The 22,146-nt window shown below is 44.7% G+C and carries 11 protein-coding genes; 7 read left to right on the forward strand and 4 right to left on the reverse strand.

The annotated features are described in order from the left end of the window. The first annotated feature begins 32 nt into the window (after positions 1-32). The gene (gene acnA / locus GV030_RS07340) at positions 33-2,768 is read left to right on the forward strand and encodes an aconitate hydratase AcnA (RefSeq protein ID WP_159581309.1); all 2,736 of its coding nucleotides are present in this window, start codon (positions 33-35) and stop codon (positions 2,766-2,768) included. 131 nt (positions 2,769-2,899) lie between these two features. On the opposite strand, the gene GV030_RS07345 is transcribed toward acnA, so the two are convergent. The 3 genes from GV030_RS07345 to GV030_RS07355 are packed head-to-tail and all read right to left on the reverse strand — an operon-like array spanning position 2,900 to position 11,840. Continuing rightward, positions 2,900-3,310: a hypothetical protein gene (locus tag GV030_RS07345; RefSeq protein WP_159581311.1), complete on the reverse strand. Its 411-nt coding sequence runs from the start codon at positions 3,308-3,310 to the stop codon at positions 2,900-2,902. A 5-nt stretch (positions 3,311-3,315) separates the two neighbouring features. Further along, the gene (locus tag GV030_RS07350) at positions 3,316-11,148 is read right to left on the reverse strand and encodes a T9SS type A sorting domain-containing protein (protein WP_159581313.1); all 7,833 of its coding nucleotides are present in this window, start codon (positions 11,146-11,148) and stop codon (positions 3,316-3,318) included. 17 nt (positions 11,149-11,165) lie between these two features. Further along, positions 11,166-11,840: a hypothetical protein gene (locus GV030_RS07355; protein ID WP_159581315.1), complete on the reverse strand. Its 675-nt coding sequence runs from the start codon at positions 11,838-11,840 to the stop codon at positions 11,166-11,168. A 304-nt stretch (positions 11,841-12,144) separates the two neighbouring features. On the opposite strand from GV030_RS07355, the gene GV030_RS07360 reads away from it, so the two are divergent. Both GV030_RS07360 and GV030_RS07365 read left to right on the forward strand, forming a co-directional pair. After that, positions 12,145-13,212, forward strand: a complete 1,068-nt coding sequence (locus tag GV030_RS07360; protein ID WP_159581317.1) for an AI-2E family transporter — start codon at positions 12,145-12,147, stop codon at positions 13,210-13,212. 64 nt (positions 13,213-13,276) lie between these two features. Next, positions 13,277-14,065, forward strand: coding sequence for a hypothetical protein (locus tag GV030_RS07365; RefSeq protein ID WP_159581319.1), 789 nt, complete (start codon positions 13,277-13,279; stop codon positions 14,063-14,065). 101 nt (positions 14,066-14,166) lie between these two features. Here GV030_RS07365 and GV030_RS07370 read toward each other — a convergent pair whose 3' ends face one another. Beyond that, on the reverse strand, positions 14,167-15,255 hold the full coding sequence (locus GV030_RS07370; protein WP_159581321.1) for a PD40 domain-containing protein: 1,089 nt from the start codon (positions 15,253-15,255) through the stop codon (positions 14,167-14,169). A gap of 46 nt (positions 15,256-15,301) precedes the next feature. On the opposite strand from GV030_RS07370, the gene GV030_RS07375 reads away from it, so the two are divergent. The 4 genes from GV030_RS07375 (at position 15,302) to trxA (ending at position 22,089) form a co-directional block, all read left to right on the forward strand. Then, the gene (locus GV030_RS07375; RefSeq protein ID WP_255465204.1) at positions 15,302-16,531 is read left to right on the forward strand and encodes a M28 family peptidase; all 1,230 of its coding nucleotides are present in this window, start codon (positions 15,302-15,304) and stop codon (positions 16,529-16,531) included. Then, on the forward strand, positions 16,532-17,224 hold the full coding sequence (locus GV030_RS07380; RefSeq protein WP_159581325.1) for a hypothetical protein: 693 nt from the start codon (positions 16,532-16,534) through the stop codon (positions 17,222-17,224). It begins immediately after the preceding gene. A gap of 196 nt (positions 17,225-17,420) precedes the next feature. Next, positions 17,421-21,650 (forward strand): DNA polymerase III subunit alpha, encoded by a 4,230-nt coding sequence (gene dnaE / locus GV030_RS07385; RefSeq protein ID WP_159581327.1) that lies wholly within the window; start codon positions 17,421-17,423, stop codon positions 21,648-21,650. Between the two features lie 115 nt (positions 21,651-21,765). Beyond that, complete coding sequence (trxA, locus tag GV030_RS07390) at positions 21,766-22,089, forward strand: thioredoxin (RefSeq protein ID WP_159581329.1); 324 nt, start codon at positions 21,766-21,768, stop codon at positions 22,087-22,089. Positions 22,090-22,146 lie beyond the last annotated feature (57 nt).

Raw genomic sequence — 22,146 nt, forward strand, 5'->3', positions numbered from 1 at the left:
TCATACTTGAACCAACTTAAAATTCAACAACCATGACTCAAGATATTTTTGGAATCCAAAGAGAGCTTTCCACCCCACTTGGCAAGCACAAGTACTTTTCTCTAAAGGCCCTTTCGGAGAAAAGAAGTGAGGTAAAATCACTTCCATATGCCATTCGGATCTTACTGGAAAATGCCATTCGAAACTATGATAACTTTTCTGTGACCGAAGCACACCTGGAGTCCCTACTCGGATGGCAAAAAACTGCGGGTAAAGATGATATCCCTTATTCCCCTGCGAGGGTATTGATGCAGGATTTCACAGGAGTCCCGGCAGTAGTAGATATAGCATCCATACGCTCTGAGGTAGCAAGAAAGGGTAAAGACACTGAGAAGACCAACCCTGTGGTCCCGGCTGATATGGTCATCGATCACTCTGTGATGGTGGAGTATTTTGGCACTCAGAGCTCCTACCGGAAAAATGTGGATCTGGAATACCAACGTAACGATGAGCGATATAAGCTTCTGAAATGGGCGCAAAAAGCCTTCACGAATTTTGGTGTGGTCCCTCCGGGCATGGGTATATGTCATCAGGTAAATCTGGAATACCTGGCAAAGGGAGTGATCGAGCGAGATGGGTACCTGTTTCCTGACACCCTGGTAGGAACTGACTCACATACCCCGATGGTCAATGGCATTGGTGTACTTGGCTGGGGTGTTGGTGGTATCGAAGCTGAAGCTGCCATGTTGGGTCAGCCTATTTACATGATTTTACCAGAAGTCATCGGACTGAAACTCACCGGCAAGATGCGTGAAGGAGCGACTTCCACAGATCTGGTACTCACCGTCACCCGGTTGCTGAGAGATTACGGAGTAGTTGGAAAAATAGTAGAAATCTTCGGGCCTGGCCTGGAGCACCTGACCGTACCTGACCGGGCTACCATCAGCAATATGTCGCCGGAGTTTGGCTGCACCGATACCCATTGGCCAATCGACGATCAGACCCTGGCCTATATGCTGAAAACCAATCGATCCGAAGCGCATGTGGAAATGGTGAAAGCCTACGCACAAGAAAACATGCTTTGGAGAAATCCACAGGATGACATTCAATACACCGACCAGATTGAGCTCGATCTTGGCACTGTGGAGCCTACCATATCTGGCCCAAAAAGACCACAGGACAAGATATTACTAAAGAATGCCAAATCACAGATCATAGACCTGCTGAAGGAATCTCACAGTCGTACCTATATCCCTGTGATGGAACGCTCCGGCAACTGGGCCAATGAAGGGGGCACTACCGCCGAGCCGGTCACTGTGTCATCGGGCATACGCAGTGTCCCTTTGAAAAAGGATGACATCAGTTATAACCTATCAGATGGAGCGGTAGTAATTGCTGCCATCACTTCTTGTACCAACACATCAAATCCAAGTGTGATGATCGGTGCTGGCTTGGTGGCCAAGAAAGCTATTGAACGTGGCCTGAATGTGAAACCATGGGTAAAAACATCTTTGGCACCTGGCTCAAGAGTAGTCACTGACTACCTCACCAAGGCACAACTTCTACCCTACCTGGAGGGGCTCAAGTTTCATACTGTAGGCTATGGCTGTACCACCTGTATAGGTAACTCAGGGGATATGATCCCGGAAGTTCAGAAAGCTGTCATAGAAAACGATCTGGTGGTGTGTTCTGCACTCTCAGGAAATAGAAATTTCGAAGCGCGCATTCATCCCAACGTCAAAATGAATTTTTTGGCCTCCCCAATGCTTGTCGTAGCTTATGCCATTGCCGGCAGGATGGATTTCGACATGAACAATGAACCCTTAGGTACAGACCCCAATGGACAAGAGGTCTATCTGCGGGACATCTGGCCATCTCAGCAGGAGATCAATGAAATCATGGATGTGGTGGTAACTCCTGAGGATTACAAGCGAACTTATGAAACCATCTTCGATGGAGATGAAGCCTGGACGAAACTAAAGGCTCCGGTAGGCAATATCTATGAATGGGACGAACAATCAACCTACATTCAGGAAGCACCATTTTTCAAAAACATCTCTGAAGAGGTCCCTACACCACAGGATATTTCAGGGGCACGGGTGTTACTCCAACTGGGAGACATGGTCACCACAGATCACATTTCTCCGGCAGGTAAGTTCTTACCCGAGCATCCCGCCGGCCTCTACCTGACGCAACATGGGGTCTCCCCAAAAGATTTCAATTCATATGGGTCGAGAAGAGGAAATCACGAAGTGATGATGCGAGGCACCTTTGCCAATGTGCGAATTAGAAATAAACTTGCCACGAAAGAAGGTGGCTGGACCATCTACCATCCCACGGGAGAGGAAATGACGGTATTCGATGCGGCCATGAAATATCAAAAAACGGACACTCCCCTGATTGTGATAGGAGGTAAAGAATATGGTTCGGGATCATCCAGAGACTGGGCCGCTAAAGGAACAACCCTTCTCGGGGTAAAGGCAGTCATCACTGAAAGTTATGAACGCATCCACCGATCGAACCTGGTGGGAATGGGGGTACTGCCGCTTCAGTTTATGGAGGGTGAAACACAGGACACGCTGGGCCTGAAGGGAGATGAGACCTTCGATATCCATGGGATCTCCACGGACCTCACTCCCGGAAAGATTGTTGACATCACTGCATCAAACCCGCAAGGTGATGTGGTAAAATTCCAAGCCAAACTACGGCTGGACTCTGGTGTGGATGTCGAGTATTATAAACACGGCGGCATTCTTAACTACGTACTTCGTCATTTCCTGAAAGGGTAATCCTAAGGGCTGAGCACTAATTATATTACCGATTTGGATTATCTGATACACTCTCACCTGCTCTATTAAAAATAAAAAAGGCCAATGGATCTCTCCATCGGCCTTTTTTGAAAAAAACATAATAATTCTACTTAGTAGGTTGATCCATCGCTGTCCTTATTCATCAAGTACCGGATCTCAATGGTACCTGCCGAAGGACTTTCAATGGTTTGCAACAAACGCATTTTCTGATAAGACTGAAATTCAATTGTGAAATCCATCACAGAGCCATCTGCACCTGATAACGTAAGCGCCGCATCAGTAGCTACCCACGTTCCCACAGTTGCAAATTCGTTTTCGTCTACCAGTATGTAGCTACCGTCTCTTTCCAGGGTAAACCTCTGGATAACATCCGAAGGATTAACCTGATCATTAACGTAGACTTCCAGTACATACCAATCTCCATAAGCCATCTTAGTCGGACTAGGATCCTCAGGGTCAGCGCAAGCAACGGCCACCAGGGCCATTGCTGCTATGATTATATAATTTAATAGTCTATTCATGATTCTTATTTTTTAACGATTCGAATGTTTTCAACTTGTTTTCCCTTCACAACCATCATGTTGTAAATACCATTCTCAAGATCAGAGATATCGATTCGCTCAACATAACTCTCCTGATCCTTAGTGAACTCACCTGAGATCACTACCTGACCAGAAAGGGTCATAATCTGAACCTGATATACTCCAAAATGCTCGCCTGGTACTTCCACATTCACAAAGTCAGCAGAAGGATTAGGGAAGGTATTCGCTACAATTCGACCATTGCTGGCAGAACGTCCTGCAGCAGGTGCACCTGCGCCAACATCAACCGTACTGGAAGTAATCGTACAACCATCGTCAAATGTCACTTCCACAGAATATGTGGCCGCATCCACTACGTTAATGGTGTTGCCAGTAGCATTCCTCATCAAAGTACCATTGCGATACCAAGACACTTCGTAACCACCTGTGCTAGACACCTCAGCAGTAATCTCCGTTCCATCAAGTTCAAGAATCACCGCATTAGGAGTGGCTGTTCCTCTAACAGAAGAAGATATATCCGAACAACCGGAACCATCTGTGTAACTCGCCTCAACCAGCAAAGCTACAGGTTCAGTCAATCCTGAAAGCGTGGTGTATACACTAGTGCCGGAGCTACCTACAACAGGAGATCCGATCTCTGCACCAGTCTCTCTGTTGATCAGTTGATAAACAGTAGATGAACTAGTATTGGTCAGATAAACAGTAACATCTCCAGTCGCACAATCAGATCCATCAGTGTAAACATAGATGTTTGGATTGGCCTTGGCACGCTCATCTATCGTGATGATGTTCGAACGAGCACTTTCACATCCAATATCACCAGTTTCAACTGTTACAGAGTAAGTACCACCATCATTGATCAACAATGTATTAGAAGTACTAGGCTCATCAAACATCTGAGATCCGTTGTGATACCAGTTGTAGAAAGCTGCACCAGCATCTGCTGTAAGGGTAAGGTTAATCTCACCTGCGCAGAAGTCAACATTCGTAGGCTCTGCTATTCTCACCGCAGCAGGCTTCTGATTGAAGTTCACTACTACCGAAGGTGTAGTGTACACACAAGGAGCAGCGAGATCAATGTCATCCACCCCATAAGTCACTTCAGCATAGAAAGTACCCGAAGCAGTCACCTTTCTCGAAGTAGAGTTGGCATTTGGAATGGCAACCCCATCTCTGTACCAGGTGTAAGTAGCTCCTGAAGTCACCTCATTATTCACCCACAGGGTAAAGTTATCAGAAGAACAAACTTCAACTACATCACCCTCTTCGTACTGATAACTAGAGCTAGTTGTATTGGCATATCCGATCATCAGATCCTGCTCTTCGTAAACAGTCACATAGGTGTACTCAGAGTAATCGCTGCCACATCCGTTACCGAATGCTACATTGGATACTCTTACACGGTACGAACCATCATCGGCAACTTCCAGCGTTTCACCATTACCTACTACAGTACCACTATTGTACCATCTGTAGAAAGGATAACCAGCAGGTGCTGATAATGTAACAGATCCACCTTCGCAGAAGCTGATGTCTCCAGACGCAGTAATTACCGGTCTTTCTTCTACTGCTTCGTTGATCGTCATAGTGAAGGTCTCAGACACTGAAGTACAAGCATTCTCTACTTCAACTCCACTCCACTCCACATAATACTCACCGCTCTCAGTAATCTCGAAATTGTTGTTAGTATAACCATTGGTACCCGCAACATCTCCATTTTTGACGTCATATACTGCGCCATCTTTGTAAAGGGTCAATATTCCAGATATCTGACCTCCATAATAATTATTATCATCTTCAACAAAGACGTAGATCACATCATCTCCACAATTCGTCAGAGTTTCACCGTCCTCAATATAATTATCAGCATAGGAACTACTCGAGTACTCATTATAATAGAAAGTACTCAAATAAACCTGCTCGAAATTGTTGTTCTCAATCACAACACTTTCTGAAGAGGAACTAGCACATCCATAAGCATCAGAAGTAGACACGATAGGATAATTGGATACTCTTACACTGTAAGAATCCGCTTCATCTACCGTAATGGACTGCGTGATCTCACCGTTGCTCCATAGATAGTGTGCAAAGCCTTCAGGTGCTGAAAGTACGGCTGTACCGTCACCACAACTGATATCGTTGCTTACTACTGTGATCTCAGGTGTCTCAGCTTTTTCAAGCACAGTCACATTCATAGCTACAGTTACATAAGAACATTCACCTTCCGTGATTCTGGCAAAATAAGCGCCGGATACTTCAAAGTTGTCGAAATCGTCACCATCAGCCTCTACGGGATTGTCAAAGTTATCTCTGAACCATTCTACTTCACTATCATCAGCGTCGTAGTTAGCCAGGCTTAAAACCACGGTTTCATCATCTCCAGAACAAATGGTTTTGGACTCACCTTCGGTAACTTCAATCGTTCCCGATGTGGTGTAGCGATCTCTCAATAAGACATCATTAGGAGTAATCTCAATTTCTATTGAACTGTTGAACGTATGAACATTACAAACAATACCAGCAGAAGATCTGGAAGTTACTCTCAGTGTCAAATCAACAGCCTCTGTCAAATCACCCAGTTCAATCGTAGAACTTGACTCATCGTCATACTCCAATGAAGCAAATACGGTGTCTGCATTCAACACTTCATATAAGAAATACATTTGAGGGTCGTACAGATAAACAAATGCCTCAGGATCACACTCAGAAACATCACCACCGCTATACATTCCAGCGGAAGTTCCCTTCTCTATAGGTGCTACAACTTCCACGACATCAGAGTAAACACTCCAAACTTCAAAGTCCTCATCAATGTCTTCGTAAGTATCATCATCTGCATACAATTTGAATTTGAAATCCGTATTGTCTTCAGCATCTCCATCAAATTGATCATCATCGATCAAACCAGCAGCAACCTGAACAGTAACGCTTCCAGAACCTTCGGTTGCAGGAAACTCATAACCCTCCAGATCATCATCGTCATCACCATTGTCGTAATAAACTTTCAACAGGTTATCAGCTCCGAATCTTCCTCGGATTTCATAATTGATCGTGATATCTGAAGCAAAACATGATCCCGATGCTTCCTGATCAATTGATGTGATAATAACTGCTTGCTTTTTGACATTCAGGTAAACGCCCGTATAATCAAAAGGAAGAGATTCTGCATAAGTGAAGCTAATGTCATAGATAATGAACATTCCTTCGTTTTCAGTTTGTCTCCATCTGAATCTCACATCGTTAGACTTCATCTCATCAGTCACTGTGTACTTGAGGTCATCCTCCACATAATCCTTCAAAGTGTCCAGTGACGTGTAAGTAGCGCCGCCATCTATAGAGTATTCAAAGATCATGTACTGACTTTCGAAAAGATCATCCCCATCCACGTCAAAATAAGTATCGATGATTAGTAAGGAAGTATTCTCCAACTCGCCAGCTTCAAAATCCCTTGTGGTAAGCTTACGATTTGGAGCATCTATCAATTCGATCACGTCATACTCATCTTCGTAATCACTGTAGAACTCTCCATCATCCACTATGGCATAGGCCACATTGATGAAGTTACTCACATCTTCATTCAAACTTCCGAGCTCATTTTCCTCAAGCTCAGTGAGGTTTTCACCAAGTGGACCACCCTCTGAAACCAAAATTTCAAATTCCTGATTTCCACTAATAAAGGAAGGAAGATCCATGGTGATATCGTCAAATCCCTGCTGTGAAGTAAGTAACCAACCGTCCCAAATTAGATTGGCGTAAAGATCGGTCGCATCCAAAGCAGAAGTCTCGTTCTCTACCTCTATAGAGAAAGTAACTGTGCTACCAGCATACAGAATGGTTCCCTGATCTGCATCAGATTGAAGCTGAATAGCTCTGTTGAAGACATCAAAATCTCCTATCCAGGTATTCTCTTCAAACCAAAGTATAGTCTCTGCTTCGTTACCTACCTCATAGTATACATCCACGTACACATCGTAATTACCATTAGTAACATAGTATGGGATTTCAACTTCACCTGATGTGGTGCCTGCGGTAAATGATGCGATCATCAGATCGTCATCAGTCGTGGGATCAAATACGTCAATGTAGAAGTTAAACTGAGTACCTTCAGGGAATTCGTCCCATGTCAGTTCTTCTTCCTCAATTTCCTCCTCAGTTTTATCCAGGTAAGGACCAAAGGCGAATTCGAATGTAGAACCATTGAAGATCGCTACATCGGGATCTGCCTGATCAAATGAGTAACCATCCAGGTCAGGGAAATAGATTTCTATGTCCTCGATTTTATTGTCCTTATCATAACCAGTGTACTTGTTCTCATCATCAAAAGTCACTTCGATATCTCCGAATTCCCAAACATTCTCATCAGCACCCAAATTCAAAGGCTGTCTCCATCGGAAATGTGTAGCGTCAGTGATCAAAGCCTCTGGTATTTCGATATAGTATGATCCACTGTAGTAAAGAAGGCTAGAGTCTAACATTTCCTCTTCGTCTTCAGCTACTTCGTTGACACGCACAGCCACGAATGTTGCTCCACCATCTGTAGAAGCCTCCAGTCTAGGTACGAGGCTCTTAGTAGAGCTCGTTGAGAACGAATTATTCCAATAGAATTCCAGGGTAGGATTTGAAGCAACAGTCAGGTCAATGGCTCTTGTGGTCACATAACGCTCACCGCTTTCATCAAATTCGAAGTATGGATCAGTATCGCTTGTACCTTCTACAGCGATAAAGTCTTCCTCATCTTCTAACTCAATATAGCTTCCGTCAGAATAGGCACCACCGGGAGTTTCCGGTATGAACGCGTCTACCTTGAAGGAATAATTGTCCCACTCCACATGTGGAGGATCTAATGTCTCTTCAAGGTCGTATGGGATATTCACTGTAAAGCTACCAGCACCATGCGTATCACTTGTAGCAAGTACAATGTAATTACCTTGTGCCTGGAACTTCAATGCAAACTCCACATCCTCAGGGAAGAATTGTGCGTTGTAATTGATCGTCACTTCTTCTCCTATTTGGATATACTTGTCTTCCAAATCTGCAACCGTCAGTAATGGTCGTCTGAAATTAAACTCAGACTCATCACCAATTACTTCCATATACTCAGGACGAACAAATTCTACATTGTATATTTTCGAACCATATGAATATGAGCCGTAACAACAATAATCGTAAATCACCCGATACTGAAATGTCTCAGAGAAGTACTCCTCCTCTATCAGGTATTCTAAGTCCATATTTTGGTTGCCTCCACTAAAAGTGACATCATCTACCCATTCCCATTCTTCACCATCCGTAGAAACTTCCAGACTGACCGTGAATGACCCATTGTATGATGGCAATGATCGTAGCGTAACAGTAATTTCTCCACCTTGAAGTCCAGACTCCCCACCTCGATAAGTGTCTAGTATTGAAGAAACCGCATATCTCTCACCACTGCCAACAAAATCATCAGCATTGTACCAATTTAACGTTCCACTCCAACTATCAAAAACGTTGTTCCCATCATTGTCATATATGTTACTCAGGTAACTACCCTGAGTGTACACATCATATACTGTCTCGTCAAAACCCAGGCTGAAAATACCTGCCGTCACACCGATCTGTACATAAGGATTACTCTCACCGTCATCATCCAAATTAATATCAGTTGGCAGAGTTGCTGTAATGGATCCTGTGAAGTCAGATGACATCCCAATGGTAACATACTCTTCCTCATCGTAATCCCAAACCGCAATGGTCAATTCGGCATCTTCGCCTGGCTCGCCAGATATATCGTACTCAACCGTAATAGCAGAGCCAATGACGGCATACTCCTCTCCTCCGATAGATACTGAAGGATCGTAGCTAATACCTGTGATAGAAATTCCAAGGTCGTAGATAGGTAGGTAAACCGTTCCGTAATCCACACCGTTCACCATTAGGTACATTTCATAGTCACCCGCTTCAAGAGGTGGTACAGTGAAATCCATGGTGCCAAGTGTCACATCAGCTACTTCTCCTACCAAGATGTCATAGCCACCAGCAGCGTCTCCATCCAGGTATAGTTTCGCTCCTGTATTAGCTGGGAATTCACCCGCATCAATTGTCCAATCCAATGTAAGCTCGGTCATTGGATAAGGAACCGTTTCAGAAATATTCAACGGACTGAGGCTAATTTCAGGAGCATACAAGCTGAAGTAGGCTTCATCATATTCAACATCATCGGCCCTGTTGTCACCTGCATCAATATCAAAATTAGATAGGTACCAGGTATCTTCATCAGCTCCAATATTAGATTCCTGTCTGAACCTGAAGATTACTCCATCTACCAAGACTGCTGAAGGGAAATCAAAATCAGCCTCTTCATCATCTGTGCCATAAAAATAGAAAGACTCAGTATCATCATCTTCATAAGGAAGATCGTTCAGAACAAAAGCGGCAAGCTCAGTATAGGTAGCTCCATCATCTGTACTGTATTCAAATATGATATCGGTTCCAGCGGGGCTTGGCTCGTCATTTAACCTGGCCAGTTCGAAACTCATTTCAGGATCAAGAAGACCAGAAAGATTTAAGGCTTGCGTAGTTGCTGATCGTTCACCAGCCTCATAAAAAGAGGCATCACTACCATCATCTTCACCTCCTACAATAAGAGTCTCCTCATTGTCTGGGTCTTCTTCATCCAACTCTGATACGAAATCCGCATCAAATTCAAAACCTGCATTGTAAGAAGCATCTGCTAAAGCATACGGAATAATCTCAAACCATAGATTTTCATCATATTCCATATCTACAGGAGCATCGAAGGTGAATTCCACCAATCCAAGACCATCATCTGTATCAGAAGGTGTTTCACTTATCACCACACCCTCAATAACCAATGCATAATTATAATCAGACACTGTTCCGCCGTAGAGTGTAGCTGAAAGCACCAACTCATCTCCAGGATATACATCGCCATTTAAGACGCTAACATCATCCTCATCCAACAAATCATCTATCTCCAGAGAATACGGGCTGATAAAATATATGCTCCCTGTCTCTCCGTCTATATCATTATAGGCGTCACCAATGTTAAATTCGGCAACGTTTCCATCATCAAAATACATTTCCCAACTCTGTTCGTTGGTACCCAGGGTATCAGATCCTACCTGGCTTATTTTAATGATTGTAGCAGCAGCTTTAGCTGCTTCAGGGAGTGTGAAATCAACCCATCCGCTACCTCCGTAGAAGTTGGACGAATCATTATCATCTAATAATGTAGAATAAGCAGCTCCACCGTTAGTAGAATACCTCACTCTAACATAATTGTCTTCACTTACACCTGACACATCCAGATAAACTGACATGTACACTGGCTCATCAGTATCCAGATCCACAGCAGTGCTGGTATAAGACCTGGCTCCCGCACGATAAAATGAAAGACCTCCATCTACGGCTCCTCCTGTATAGGTGTAATTTGAAGCATAGAGTGTTTCCAAGTCATCTTCGAAGGTTGAACCTACAGTTATAACAACGGTTAACTCCACGTTGCCAGTCTCCGGCCACGCAAAGTCAATGTCAATGTCAGACTTTGTAGATCCGGTCACCACGCTACCCAGAACATAATTTTCCTCCAAGGTACCATCCCAGTCGTACACCAACCATAGAGTGGTATCGCCGCCATTATATCCAGAAGCGTCCACGTTGACAGTCGTATCTTGACCCACATAGTGTGTTACACCTGGGTCAGGGGCATCTTGAATGTATTGCCCCGTGGCACTAAATGCAAAAAAGCTCGTCATCATGACCAGCATCAATGCCTTTAGATTCTGCCTAAATAATTTCGTTAATGTTTTTTTCATGTTTACGGTGATTTTAATTAGAATAATTTAAATCCTATTCTGATCGTGTTTTGTGTATTCACACTCGCATGGCTATTGGTAACAGTTCCCTGATATACCTCGCCATCCACTGAAACTTCGTTTTTCTTATCGTTGTAAAATTGGAAGCCAATTTCAGCACCGATATAGAATTTAGAAGACAAATGATACTCAGCACCTGCTCCTACAGCCACACCATACCTGAAATGACCTCTATAAGTATCACTAAAGCCATAATTGGTGCCTGAAGGAATCTGAGTACTTCCACTCACAGATGAACCGGTAGTAGACTCACGGCTGGCCACACGACCTCCAAGAATCACATCCAGTGCTGCATAGGATCTGAATGAACCATCCACTCTCAAATGATACTCACAACCTGGCCTTACCTCAAACTCATTGAGGTTAGTCACCACGTCGGGGGTTGATTGAGTTGTGTTCACGGTCATTCCGAATCCCAACCGGGGAACAATGACATCTGTCACTGCATATCGTGCCCGGAAAGATCCAAAATCAAGAAGAGAGCTACCCGAAAAAGGTGTTCCCGTGATTTCGATGAGCAAATCCCCAGGATCGAAAGTGCCCCCTGCCGATGATTCATCTGGATCATCCTGAGCATAGAGGAAACTCCCGGAAATGAGAATTGCCGTTAAAACCATTAGTAGTTTTTTCATAAACATATTGGTTAGGTGAATAAAAATTTCAGCGGTTATTTTAGTTAAACCAGAGTAAACTTAAGAAAAATAAAACGACTTGTCTATACCTACTTTCGGGTAATTGCTGATTTTTCGATTAATAAAAATTAAAAAAAGTGACCTCTTTATTACAATTAATTTATGTATGCTCTACTGAATAAACGTCAAACCCCCTTATTTTCAATATATTTTGCTTGATCTATGTTATCTTTTTGTTAAATCCATATTTTCGATCAACCCTTATCTTTGCCCCCTAAATCAACCTTACCTAACGATTAAATCCATGACCGCTGACCACAAATCCTTCGATCTCTCCAAAACAGCCTACTTTTTATTAATCCTTGTTAGCACTGTGATCATCCTCATTTACTCGGAGGATTACATTGTTCCTTTCATCATCGCACTCATTGTGTGGTTTATTATTCACGAACTTCGGGAGAACATCCAGCAAATACCCTGGATGAAAAGAAATTGTCCGATGTGGCTCCAAAGTGCGATTGCTTTTATGGTGATCAATGTCGTCATTCTTATCATTATTGAGCTCCTGATGTATAGTATGTCCAACCTGATGAGCTCTTTGGAGCTGTATGAATCCAACCTGGACAAGAGCCTGATGGAAGTAAATGCCCTCGCCGGCATGGATGTGACCTCTCATCTATATAATTACCTGGAAAAACTGGATCTGACAGAGCTGGCCTCCAGCCTCGCTGATTATATCACTGTTTTACTGGGGGATGCATTCCTCATCTTACTTTATGTACTTTTCTTATTGATAGAGGAAAGCATATTTCCGGAAAAACTCAAACGACTGTATCCTTCGGAGAAGCAACAGCGCAAGACCGTCAGGTTATTTAATAAAATGGATCATAACATCAGTCGATACCTCACACTCAAGACTCTGGTGAGTTTGCTTACCGGACTCCTTAGTTATTTCGCACTCATTGCTTTTGGCATAGATGCCCCGATTTTCTGGGCTCTGCTGATTTTTGTACTCAATTATATTCCCACCATTGGTTCACTGATCGCTACACTGTTCCCGGCTTGCTTCGCCATTCTACAATTCGGCGAACTGGCTCCATTTGTTTACATCCTGCTGTCTGTTGGAGCGATACAGGTTATAGTGGGTAATGTGATAGAACCAAAAGTCATGGGTAATTCGTTGAATATCAGTTCACTGGTTGTCATTCTATCACTCACCATCTGGGGTGCTATTTGGGGTGTAATGGGTATGATCCTGAGTGTCCCCATTACAGTAATGATGATAGTGGTCTTCGAGGAAATCCCGAGTCTCAGGTTTATAGCGGTAATGCTCTCTGAAAAGGGTGAGCTCAATGCACTGGAGGAAGACTAATCATCGAGGTTTCCGCGAACTTATCGATACCTTTGATGTTACCAATAATAAAAAGAAATCAACTATGAAAAGATTGAGTTTACAAACGTTCACCATTTTTCTATCCGTAATTGTATTTTATTCTTGCGGACCTTCTAAAAAATCAGAAACCTCTGAAGGTACGGTATCTGCTCCGGTAAAGAAATATACACTTACTAAGGCTCCTGCTTCATTTGACTACCCGGATGCCGGGCTCGCTTTGGTTTCCTCCACCGACAATCTGGACACCGGAGATGTGGCTTTCGAATTTGAGGTCACCAACTACGAGCTGGCCGTTCAAACCCCTGATGCTGAGACTCGAGGAATTGCGAACTCAGGAAAAGGGCAACATATTCATTTCATCCTGAATAATGACCCCTACTCTGCCCACTACGAGTCGGCTTTCACTAAAAATATCCCTGAAGGGAATCATGTTGTGCTTGCATTCCTTTCGAGATCATATCACGAGTCTGTGAAAAATGGAATGGCTTATGTGCTCAAAGAGATTACCGTGGGCACACCCGAAACCATGGGAGCTTTTGATGAGACGGCACAGCACCTTTTCTATAGCCGTCCCAAGGGAACCTATAGCGGAGCTGATACAGAAAAGTTGATGCTGGATTTCTTCCTGTTCAATACGGAGATCTCTCCTGAGGGCAACAAGGTGAGAGCCACGATCAACGGAGAAGAAAATTACATTACCGAATGGGCTCCTTATTATATAGAGGGATTGGGCAAAGGAAAAGTCAATGTAAAACTGGAACTCCTGGACAAAGACGGAAACCTCATACCCGGCCCCTTCAATAGTGTAGAAAGAACGGTCACTTTGGAGTAAGTTCAACCCAGGCCTAATAAAAATCCCAATGGGCATTCCATTGGGATTTTTTATTGCATTATTTTAAAAACTCCACACAATCAGAGTTATTTAGTACATTGTCAGTCCACCCACTCGGCCATAAAGAGGTTGGTATCTCTGTTTCCCCCATTGAATCGATTGGAAGCCCACACCAGATACTTCCCATCAGGGCTAAACATGGCGAATGAATCAAAAACCGAATCAAAAGTAACTCGCTCCAACCCTGTACCATCCAGATTGATCATGTACAAGTTGAATGGAAACCCACGTTCTGCTTCGTGGTTAGAAGAAAAAATCACCTTCTCGCCGAAGGGGTGAAAAAATGGTGCCCAGTTGGCATTTCCCAGCTTGGTGATTTGCTTTAGGTCACTTCCATCTGCATTGCATACAAAAAGCTCCATTTCAGTAGGCTGCACTAGTCCTTCTGCCAAAAGTCCCTTGTATGTGGCTATTTCCTCCTCAGTTTTTGGCCTGGAGGCTCTGAAAATCAACTTTTCTCCATCAGGTGAGAAAAAGGCGCCTCCATCATAGCCCAGCTCATCTGTGATCTGAATCACATTTTCACCGCTCATATCCATGGTATAGAGCTCCAAATCTCCAGAGCGCATAGAGGTAAAGACTATTCTATCTCCTTTCGGAGAAACCGTGGCCTCAGCGTCGTATCCAGCTGTATGAGTCAGCTGTTTCAGAATATTTCCATTCAAATCTGCCGTGAAAATATCATAGTCGGCATAGATTGGCCACACATATTTACCACTGGCCGACCGCATCGGACTTTCAGGGCAAAGTGAATCTCCTAAATGGGTGGAACCATACACGATGGTGGTGTCTCCCGGAAGAAAATAGGCGCAGGTAGTCCTTCCCAGACCCGTACTAATCATAGGGGGTCGATACCCTGCCTCCGCTTTGGATATATCCAATTTGAAGATCTGATCGCAGGCCACACCCCACGCTTCAAAATCAGATTGAAAAATCAGTTGATCACCACCGAAAGACCAGTAGGCTTCGGCATTATTTCCTCCCCAGGTGAGCTGCTTCACATTTTTTAGATGAATCTCTTGCTCATATTTCAAAGTATCTGATTCCATACCTTCAGAAGTAGTATCATTAGGGGTGGTTTGGCATGATGCTACGAAAACAATTCCAAGTATATAAATTAAGTGTTTCATCGGGTTTATCTTAGTCCACGCGAAACTAATACATATCTTCATGATCATGCGGACACCTCTTTTCATTTTCGTTTCCCTTGTACTATACAGCTGTACTCAGTCATCTCCAGACTATCTCAGTCAGGCCCGTCGTGATCTGTCCATTCTTGCCAGTGACTCTCTGACCGGACGTGAAGTGGGTACTGAAGGCGAAGCATTAGCCGCAGCATACATTTCCAAACGATTTGAGGAACTGGGGCTTCAGCCTGCCGGTACTGCGGGATGGAATCAACCCTTTTTTGTGAAAGAATCACAAAATCCTCATGAAAAACCCTTGCTTTCGGCTGAGGACTCCACCGCAGGAACTTCAGGAAAAAATGTCATCGGACTGATGGATAACCCTGGAGATGAGGTAGTCATCATAGGAGCTCACTTTGATCACCTGGGTTATGGTGGCTTTTCGTCTCTTCACCGGGGAGACTCAGCCATACATAATGGTGCTGACGATAATGCAAGTGGGATCACCGCCATGTTTCTCATTGCGGAAATGTTACAAAGCAAAAACATCCAAACTGATGTCCTTTTCATTGCTTTTTCAGGAGAAGAAAAAGGACTATGGGGCTCAAACTTTTTTGTAAAAAACCCAACGATTGACCTTAGCACAGTTGATTTTATGATCAATATGGATATGGTGGGCAGACTTGATTCAGCCAAGGGAATGGCTATACACGGCACAGGCACAGCTCCTCAGTGGTCACAAGTCATTGACACCACCAATACAGTTAATTTGAAGGTGATCAAAAAGGCATCTGGTATAGGCCCCTCAGATCACACTTCGTTTTATCTTCAGGATATACCTGTACTCCATTTCTTCACTGGTCAGCATGAAGATTATCATAAACCCACAGATGATGCCGAGCTCATCAACTATGAAGGGATAGTCCGCATCGCTACTCACATCACCAATATCATCACTTATCTCGATACCCAACCTAAACTCACTTTCCAGAAAACCAAAGATGAATCCAGCCAGGGTCCGCGTTTCACTGTATCGCTAGGGGTGGTGCCGGATTATTTATATGATGGAAAAGGGATGCGCATTGATGGTATCAGTGAGGACAAACCAGCTCAAAAAGCTGGCCTGGAGAAAGGTGATGTGGTCATCCAGCTGGGTGATAGCACCGTGATCGATATGATGAGCTACATGCGAGCCTTGTCCTCATTCAAAGCTGGAGACGCCACAGAAGTAATTGTGAATAGAAATGGCGAAAAACTGGCGTATGACATTCAGTTTTAAATGAGAAAATTTATCCCCTTGCTTCTTCTGTGGTCTTGTCAGACTTCCGAACCGGCTCAAAAGATTCTTGATAGTCACAGGGAAACTGTGGGCGAAACTTCCAATATCAGGTCTCTGACCACTCTATCCAACTGCATGGGGCCGGAGGGTCAATACACCACCTATACCGCCTCCTCTTTCACAGACGATTATGTCCTTTTCCAGCAGGATTACACCTATAAGCCAAACCCCTTCTATGCCCTTATTTTGACGAAAGATGAGGGCTATGGCCTGGATGAAAACATGGTCATACAGGGCCCACTTTCCAAACCCATTATTGCTGTTTTGAAGGCCCATGAGTTTCACGAGGTAATGCTTCAGCCGGAGAGTCGATACTTTAACATGCGACTGCTTGAGGATACTACTTTTTTTGACCAAAAGTGCCACCAATTAATCGCAAGTGACCATCTGGGGCTTCCGGTTCGCTTATATTTTGATCAAAAGTCACGTCTCATGGCGGGGATCTCGCAGGTCAATCCCTACAAAAAAGGAGAGATCATTCAGGTACATTTCGAAAAGTGGAACAAGAAAAACAGCCCCGTGATCTTCGAGCAACTTACCATTCTCCAGGGGTCCGAAACCTATACCTTTGATTACGAGTCTGTAGATTTTTCCACTCAATCAATCGTAAAAATGACATTCGGGCAACCCTGAAGCGCGCCCCTCTGAGTTTCCTACTTAATGTGCCTCCACGGCCATTCCCATTCAGGGAAGCTCCACGCGCTACTGAAAACTAATGAACATATCCACAAGTTTTCCACAGCATAGAAATACCCGACCTACATGACCCAATTGGCCGTGGGATTTTCTTATTTTGTTTTTTGTTGCAATAAGCAAACCACCACACTTCATGTACTTAATCTTTGATACGGAAACCACTGGTCTTCCCAGGAACAAAACGGCACCTCTTACCGATTTTGACAACTGGCCCAGACTGGTACAACTGGCCTGGCAGCTACACGACGCAGAGGGAAATCTAGTTTCTCAAGGTAATCATGTCGTAAAACCTGAAGGGTTCACCATTCCCTTCAATGCCCAAAAAGTACACGGTATCTCCACCGAGCGCGCACTTGAGGTGGGAGAAGACCTGAAGGGTGTACTGGACAAATTCTCTGCGGACGTTCAGCGCGCTAAGGTTTTGGTTGGACATAACATTGAGTTTGACAATAAAATCATTGGGGCAGAATACTTGCGCACAGACCAGGAAAACCTCCTGGAAGCCTACCCCAACATCGATACTTCCACTGACACAGTGGAGTTCTGTCAGCTACAGGGAGGTATTGGCGGCAGGCTCAAGCAGCCGAAGCTGATAGAGCTTTATACGAAATTATTCGGAAAACCATTCGATGATGCACACGATGCGGCCTACGATGTGGACGCCACAGCCAGGGCATTTTTTGAATGCCTTCGAAGAAAAATCATCAAAACATTTGATGATACTGACCCTTCCAAAATCACTTATGAAGCTCCCGATCTGGAAGCAGCCAATTTTTCCTGGGCTCGCGAAAAACGTACCGGACGGGCCAGCAATGAAGAAGTAGCTGTAGAAGACATTAAAGGCCCTTTTTGCCATCTGCATGTTCACTCTCAGTTTTCTGTGCTTCAGGCCACCCCCAATGTGGAGTCTATCGTGGCTAAAGCCAAAGCTTTTGACATGCCGGCGGTGGCCATTACTGACCTGGGCAACATGTTCGGAGCTTTCAAATTTGTGAGAGCGGCACTCAATGCGGGCGTTAAACCCATTGTGGGGTGTGAGTTTTTTGTGGCCGAAGAGCGATTAAAGCTTCAGTTCACCAAAGACAATCCCGATCGGCGTTTTCAGCAGGTGCTGATGGCCAAAAATAAAAAAGGCTACGAAAACCTGGTTAAGCTAAGCTCCTATGCCTACATAGAAGGGCTCTATGGACTCTACCCCAGGGTGGACAAAGAACTGATCAAAAAATACCGCGAAGGGGTGATCGCTACCAGTGGCGGGCTCTACGGCGAGATCCCCCACCTGATCCTGAACGTAGGTGAGCACCAGGCAGAAGAAGCCTTACAGTGGTGGCTGGACCTGTTCGGAGATGATTTCTATCTGGAAATCAACCGACACGGACTGGATGAGGAAAATCACCTCAATGATGTGCTCATCGGTTTTGCCAGAAAGTACAATGTAAAGATGATCGCGGCTAATGAACTCTTCTACCTTGATGAAGAGGACTCTAAGGCCCACGATGTACTTATTTGTATCAAAGAAAATGAGAAGCAGAGTACGCCCATCGGCCGTGGAAGGGGTTTCCGTCCCGGGCTAAAAAACTCAAAGTATTACTTCAAGGGCCAGGAGGAAATGAAGGCTGCATTTACTGACCTGCCTGAGGCCATTGAGAACATTGCGGAGCTCATCGGCAAAGTAGAGGAGTTCAAGCTGGAACGTGATGTGCTCCTTCCAGCTTTTGATATCCCGGAGGAATTTAAAAACCCTGAAGATGAGGTTGATGGAGGTAAACGTGGAGAAAATGCTTACCTCAGGCACCTCACCTATATTGGCGCAAAAAAACGCTACAAAGAAATCACCGAAGAGATCAAGGAAAGGCTGGATTTTGAGCTGGCCACCATCGAAAACACGGGCTATCCCGGGTACTTCCTGATTGTGCAGGATTTCACCAGCAAGGCCCGCGAAATGGGCGTGGCGGTAGGTCCCGGAAGAGGCTCTGCCGCAGGATCTGCGGTGGCCTACTGTATAGGAATCACCAATGTAGACCCCATTGCGTACGATCTCCTGTTTGAGCGTTTCCTGAATCCAGACAGGGTATCACTTCCCGATATTGATATTGACTTTGACAATGAAGGACGGGAAAAGGTTATAGACTATGTGGTGAAAAAATACGGGTTCACCCAGGTGGCTCAGATCATCACCTACGGTACCATGGCGCCAAAGTCAGCCATAAGGGATGCAGGGCGAGTCATGGAGCTACCACTGCCGGAAACAGACTCCATCGCCAAGCTGGTACCCGAAAAACCAGGGGCCAAATTCTCCAAAATCTGGGGCGAGGTACCCGAGCTCGAGCGAATGCGGAGAGGCAAAGACCTCCCCTCTCAGGTGCTGAACCAGGCGGTAATTCTGGAAGGTTCACTCAGAAACACCGGGGTACATGCCTGCGGGATTATCATCACACCAGATGATATGACCAATTTCGTACCGCTCGCCAAATCCAAGGACTCTAGCCTTCTTGTCACACAGTTTGACAACAGCGTGGTAGAATCTGCCGGAATGCTGAAAATGGACTTTTTGGGTCTGAAAACACTTTCTATTATTAAAACAGCAATAGAGAATGTAAAAAAACGGCACGGCATAGTCATCGATATAGATGAAATTCCACTCGATGATCCTAAAACCTACGAACTCTATCAAAAAGGTGAAACCAACGGAACATTCCAGTTTGAATCTCCGGGCATGCAGAAGCACCTGCGGGCGCTAAAACCCGATAAACTGGAAGACCTTATTGCCATGAACGCCCTATATCGTCCGGGACCTATGGAATACATCCCGGAGTTCATCGACCGAAAACATGGCCGCTCCAAGATTCAGTATGATGTGCCAGACATGGAGGAATACCTGGCTGAAACCTACGGAATCACAGTTTATCAGGAGCAAGTAATGCTGCTCTCGCAAAAGCTGGCCGGCTTCACCAAAGGTGAAGCTGACGTTTTGCGTAAGGCGATGGGTAAGAAGCAAAAGCAGGTGCTCGATAAGATGAAACCCCAATTTATCGGGCAAGCCAAGGAAAAAGGACACCCAGAAGACAAACTGGAGAAAATCTGGAAAGACTGGGAAGCCTTTGCAGCCTATGCCTTCAATAAATCACACAGTACCTGCTACTCTGTGGTGGCTTATCAGACCGGTTACCTCAAAGCCAACTATCCGGCTGAATACATGGCCTCTGTGCTCACGCATAACCAAAGCAACATTGAAAAAGTGAGCTTCTTCATGGAAGAATGCCGTAATCAGGGCATCAAAGTGTTGGGACCTCACGTGAATGAGTCAGGCCTCAACTTTGAAGTGAATGCCGCCGGCGAAATCCGCTTTGGACTGGGAGCCATCAAAGGTACTGGTGAATCTGCCGTGCTGGCAATTATTGAAGAACGAGATGCCAATGGCCCATTCAGTGATCTGTTTGATTTTGCCTCGAGGGTAAACCTCAGAGCTGTGAATAAAAAATCATTCGAAAGTCTGGCTAAAGCCGGAGGATTCGACTGTTTCGATGAGTTTCATAGACGACAGTACGTGGAGCCTGATGAAGAAGGGGCCAGTCTGATCGAAAAGGCCATTCGCTACGCCAATAAACTTCAGCAGGAAGAGGACAGTGCGCAGGCTTCCCTGTTTGGGGGAGGCAGTGAGTCCAATGTAGTGATGCGCCCGCGCATTGGCAAAATAGAGCCCTATGGAGAAATAGAAAAGCTCAACATAGAGCAGGAAATGGTGGGCCTCTACATCTCGGGGCACCCATTGGATCAGTACAAGTTTGAGATGAAATACTTCACCAACACCAAACTCAGCGACCTGGTGGACCTGGAGAAGCTTCAGGGTAAAGAGATCAAATTAGGGGGTATGATCACTGAAGTGGCACATCTCACCACCAAAAAAGGGAAGCCCTATGGGCGCTTCAAAATCACTGGCTACTCAGACAGCCATGAGTTTTTTCTATTCTCGCCCAGCTACCTGGATTTCAAGGCATACCTGGAGAAGGGTTGGTTCATCTACATGACGGGAATTGTGCAAAACAGATGGAGCGGCACCGATCTGGAGTTTAAAATCACCAGCATGGAGCCACTCAGCGATATTCGTGAGCGCATGGCCAAAGGGATAGAACTGCAAATGCGGTTATCCGATGTGAGTCCGGCACTCATCGGAGAGCTGGAGCGCTATGGCCAGAAATATCCCGGAAACAACGTATTCAAGCTCAATATCATGGGTGCTTTTGAGGAGCGAATGATCAATCTGGAGATGATGAGCAGGAAAATATCTGTGGACATCAATGACGACCTCATCAAGGAGCTGGACAGGCTGGAAGACATCAGCTACCGGGTGCTGACCAGCTGATCTTTATCCCTATTGTCCGAGAGACAACAAATGAATACTTAAATAAAAAGTGGATCAACAAAAAGCATATCTTTGCCGTTATCAACTTGAATTATAATTATTAACTGATATAAAAATGGCACATCCATTAGAATTAACTGATCAAAATTTCGAAGAAATAATCAATACCGATAAACCCGTACTTGTGGATTTCTGGGCGGAATGGTGCGGACCTTGTAAAATGATCGCCCCTGTAGTGGAAGAGTTGGCTGCTGACTATGAAGGCAAAGCTGTGATTGGCAAAGTAGACGTGGACTCAAACCCTGAGATTTCTGCAAAGTTTGGCATTCGCTCTATCCCTACCCTTTTGGTATTCAAGAACGGTGAGATCGTGGACAAGCAAATCGGAGCGGTTCCGAAAACTGCACTGAGCGAAAAGCTGGATAAGCAACTGGCTTAATTCCACTTTATAGAAAAGCTTCAAAAAACCGGCCTGGGCCGGTTTTTTTATGTCCTC

It is taken from the genome of Marinoscillum sp. 108 (genome assembly GCF_902506655.1).
In the GTDB taxonomy this organism is placed as follows: Bacteria; Bacteroidota; Bacteroidia; order Cytophagales; family Cyclobacteriaceae; genus Marinoscillum; species Marinoscillum luteum.

Coding starts and splice junctions, on each gene's coding strand:
- acnA (WP_159581309.1), top strand. CDS start 33: ATGACTCAAGATATTTTTGGAATCCAAAGAGAGCTTTCCACCCCACTT.
- GV030_RS07345 (WP_159581311.1), bottom strand. CDS start 3,310: ATGAATAGACTATTAAATTATATAATCATAGCAGCAATGGCCCTGGTG.
- GV030_RS07350 (WP_159581313.1), bottom strand. CDS start 11,148: ATGAAAAAAACATTAACGAAATTATTTAGGCAGAATCTAAAGGCATTG.
- GV030_RS07355 (WP_159581315.1), bottom strand. CDS start 11,840: ATGAAAAAACTACTAATGGTTTTAACGGCAATTCTCATTTCCGGGAGT.
- GV030_RS07360 (WP_159581317.1), top strand. CDS start 12,145: ATGACCGCTGACCACAAATCCTTCGATCTCTCCAAAACAGCCTACTTT.
- GV030_RS07365 (WP_159581319.1), top strand. CDS start 13,277: ATGAAAAGATTGAGTTTACAAACGTTCACCATTTTTCTATCCGTAATT.
- GV030_RS07370 (WP_159581321.1), bottom strand. CDS start 15,255: ATGAAACACTTAATTTATATACTTGGAATTGTTTTCGTAGCATCATGC.
- GV030_RS07375 (WP_255465204.1), top strand. CDS start 15,302: ATGCGGACACCTCTTTTCATTTTCGTTTCCCTTGTACTATACAGCTGT.
- GV030_RS07380 (WP_159581325.1), top strand. CDS start 16,532: ATGAGAAAATTTATCCCCTTGCTTCTTCTGTGGTCTTGTCAGACTTCC.
- dnaE (WP_159581327.1), top strand. CDS start 17,421: ATGTACTTAATCTTTGATACGGAAACCACTGGTCTTCCCAGGAACAAA.
- trxA (WP_159581329.1), top strand. CDS start 21,766: ATGGCACATCCATTAGAATTAACTGATCAAAATTTCGAAGAAATAATC.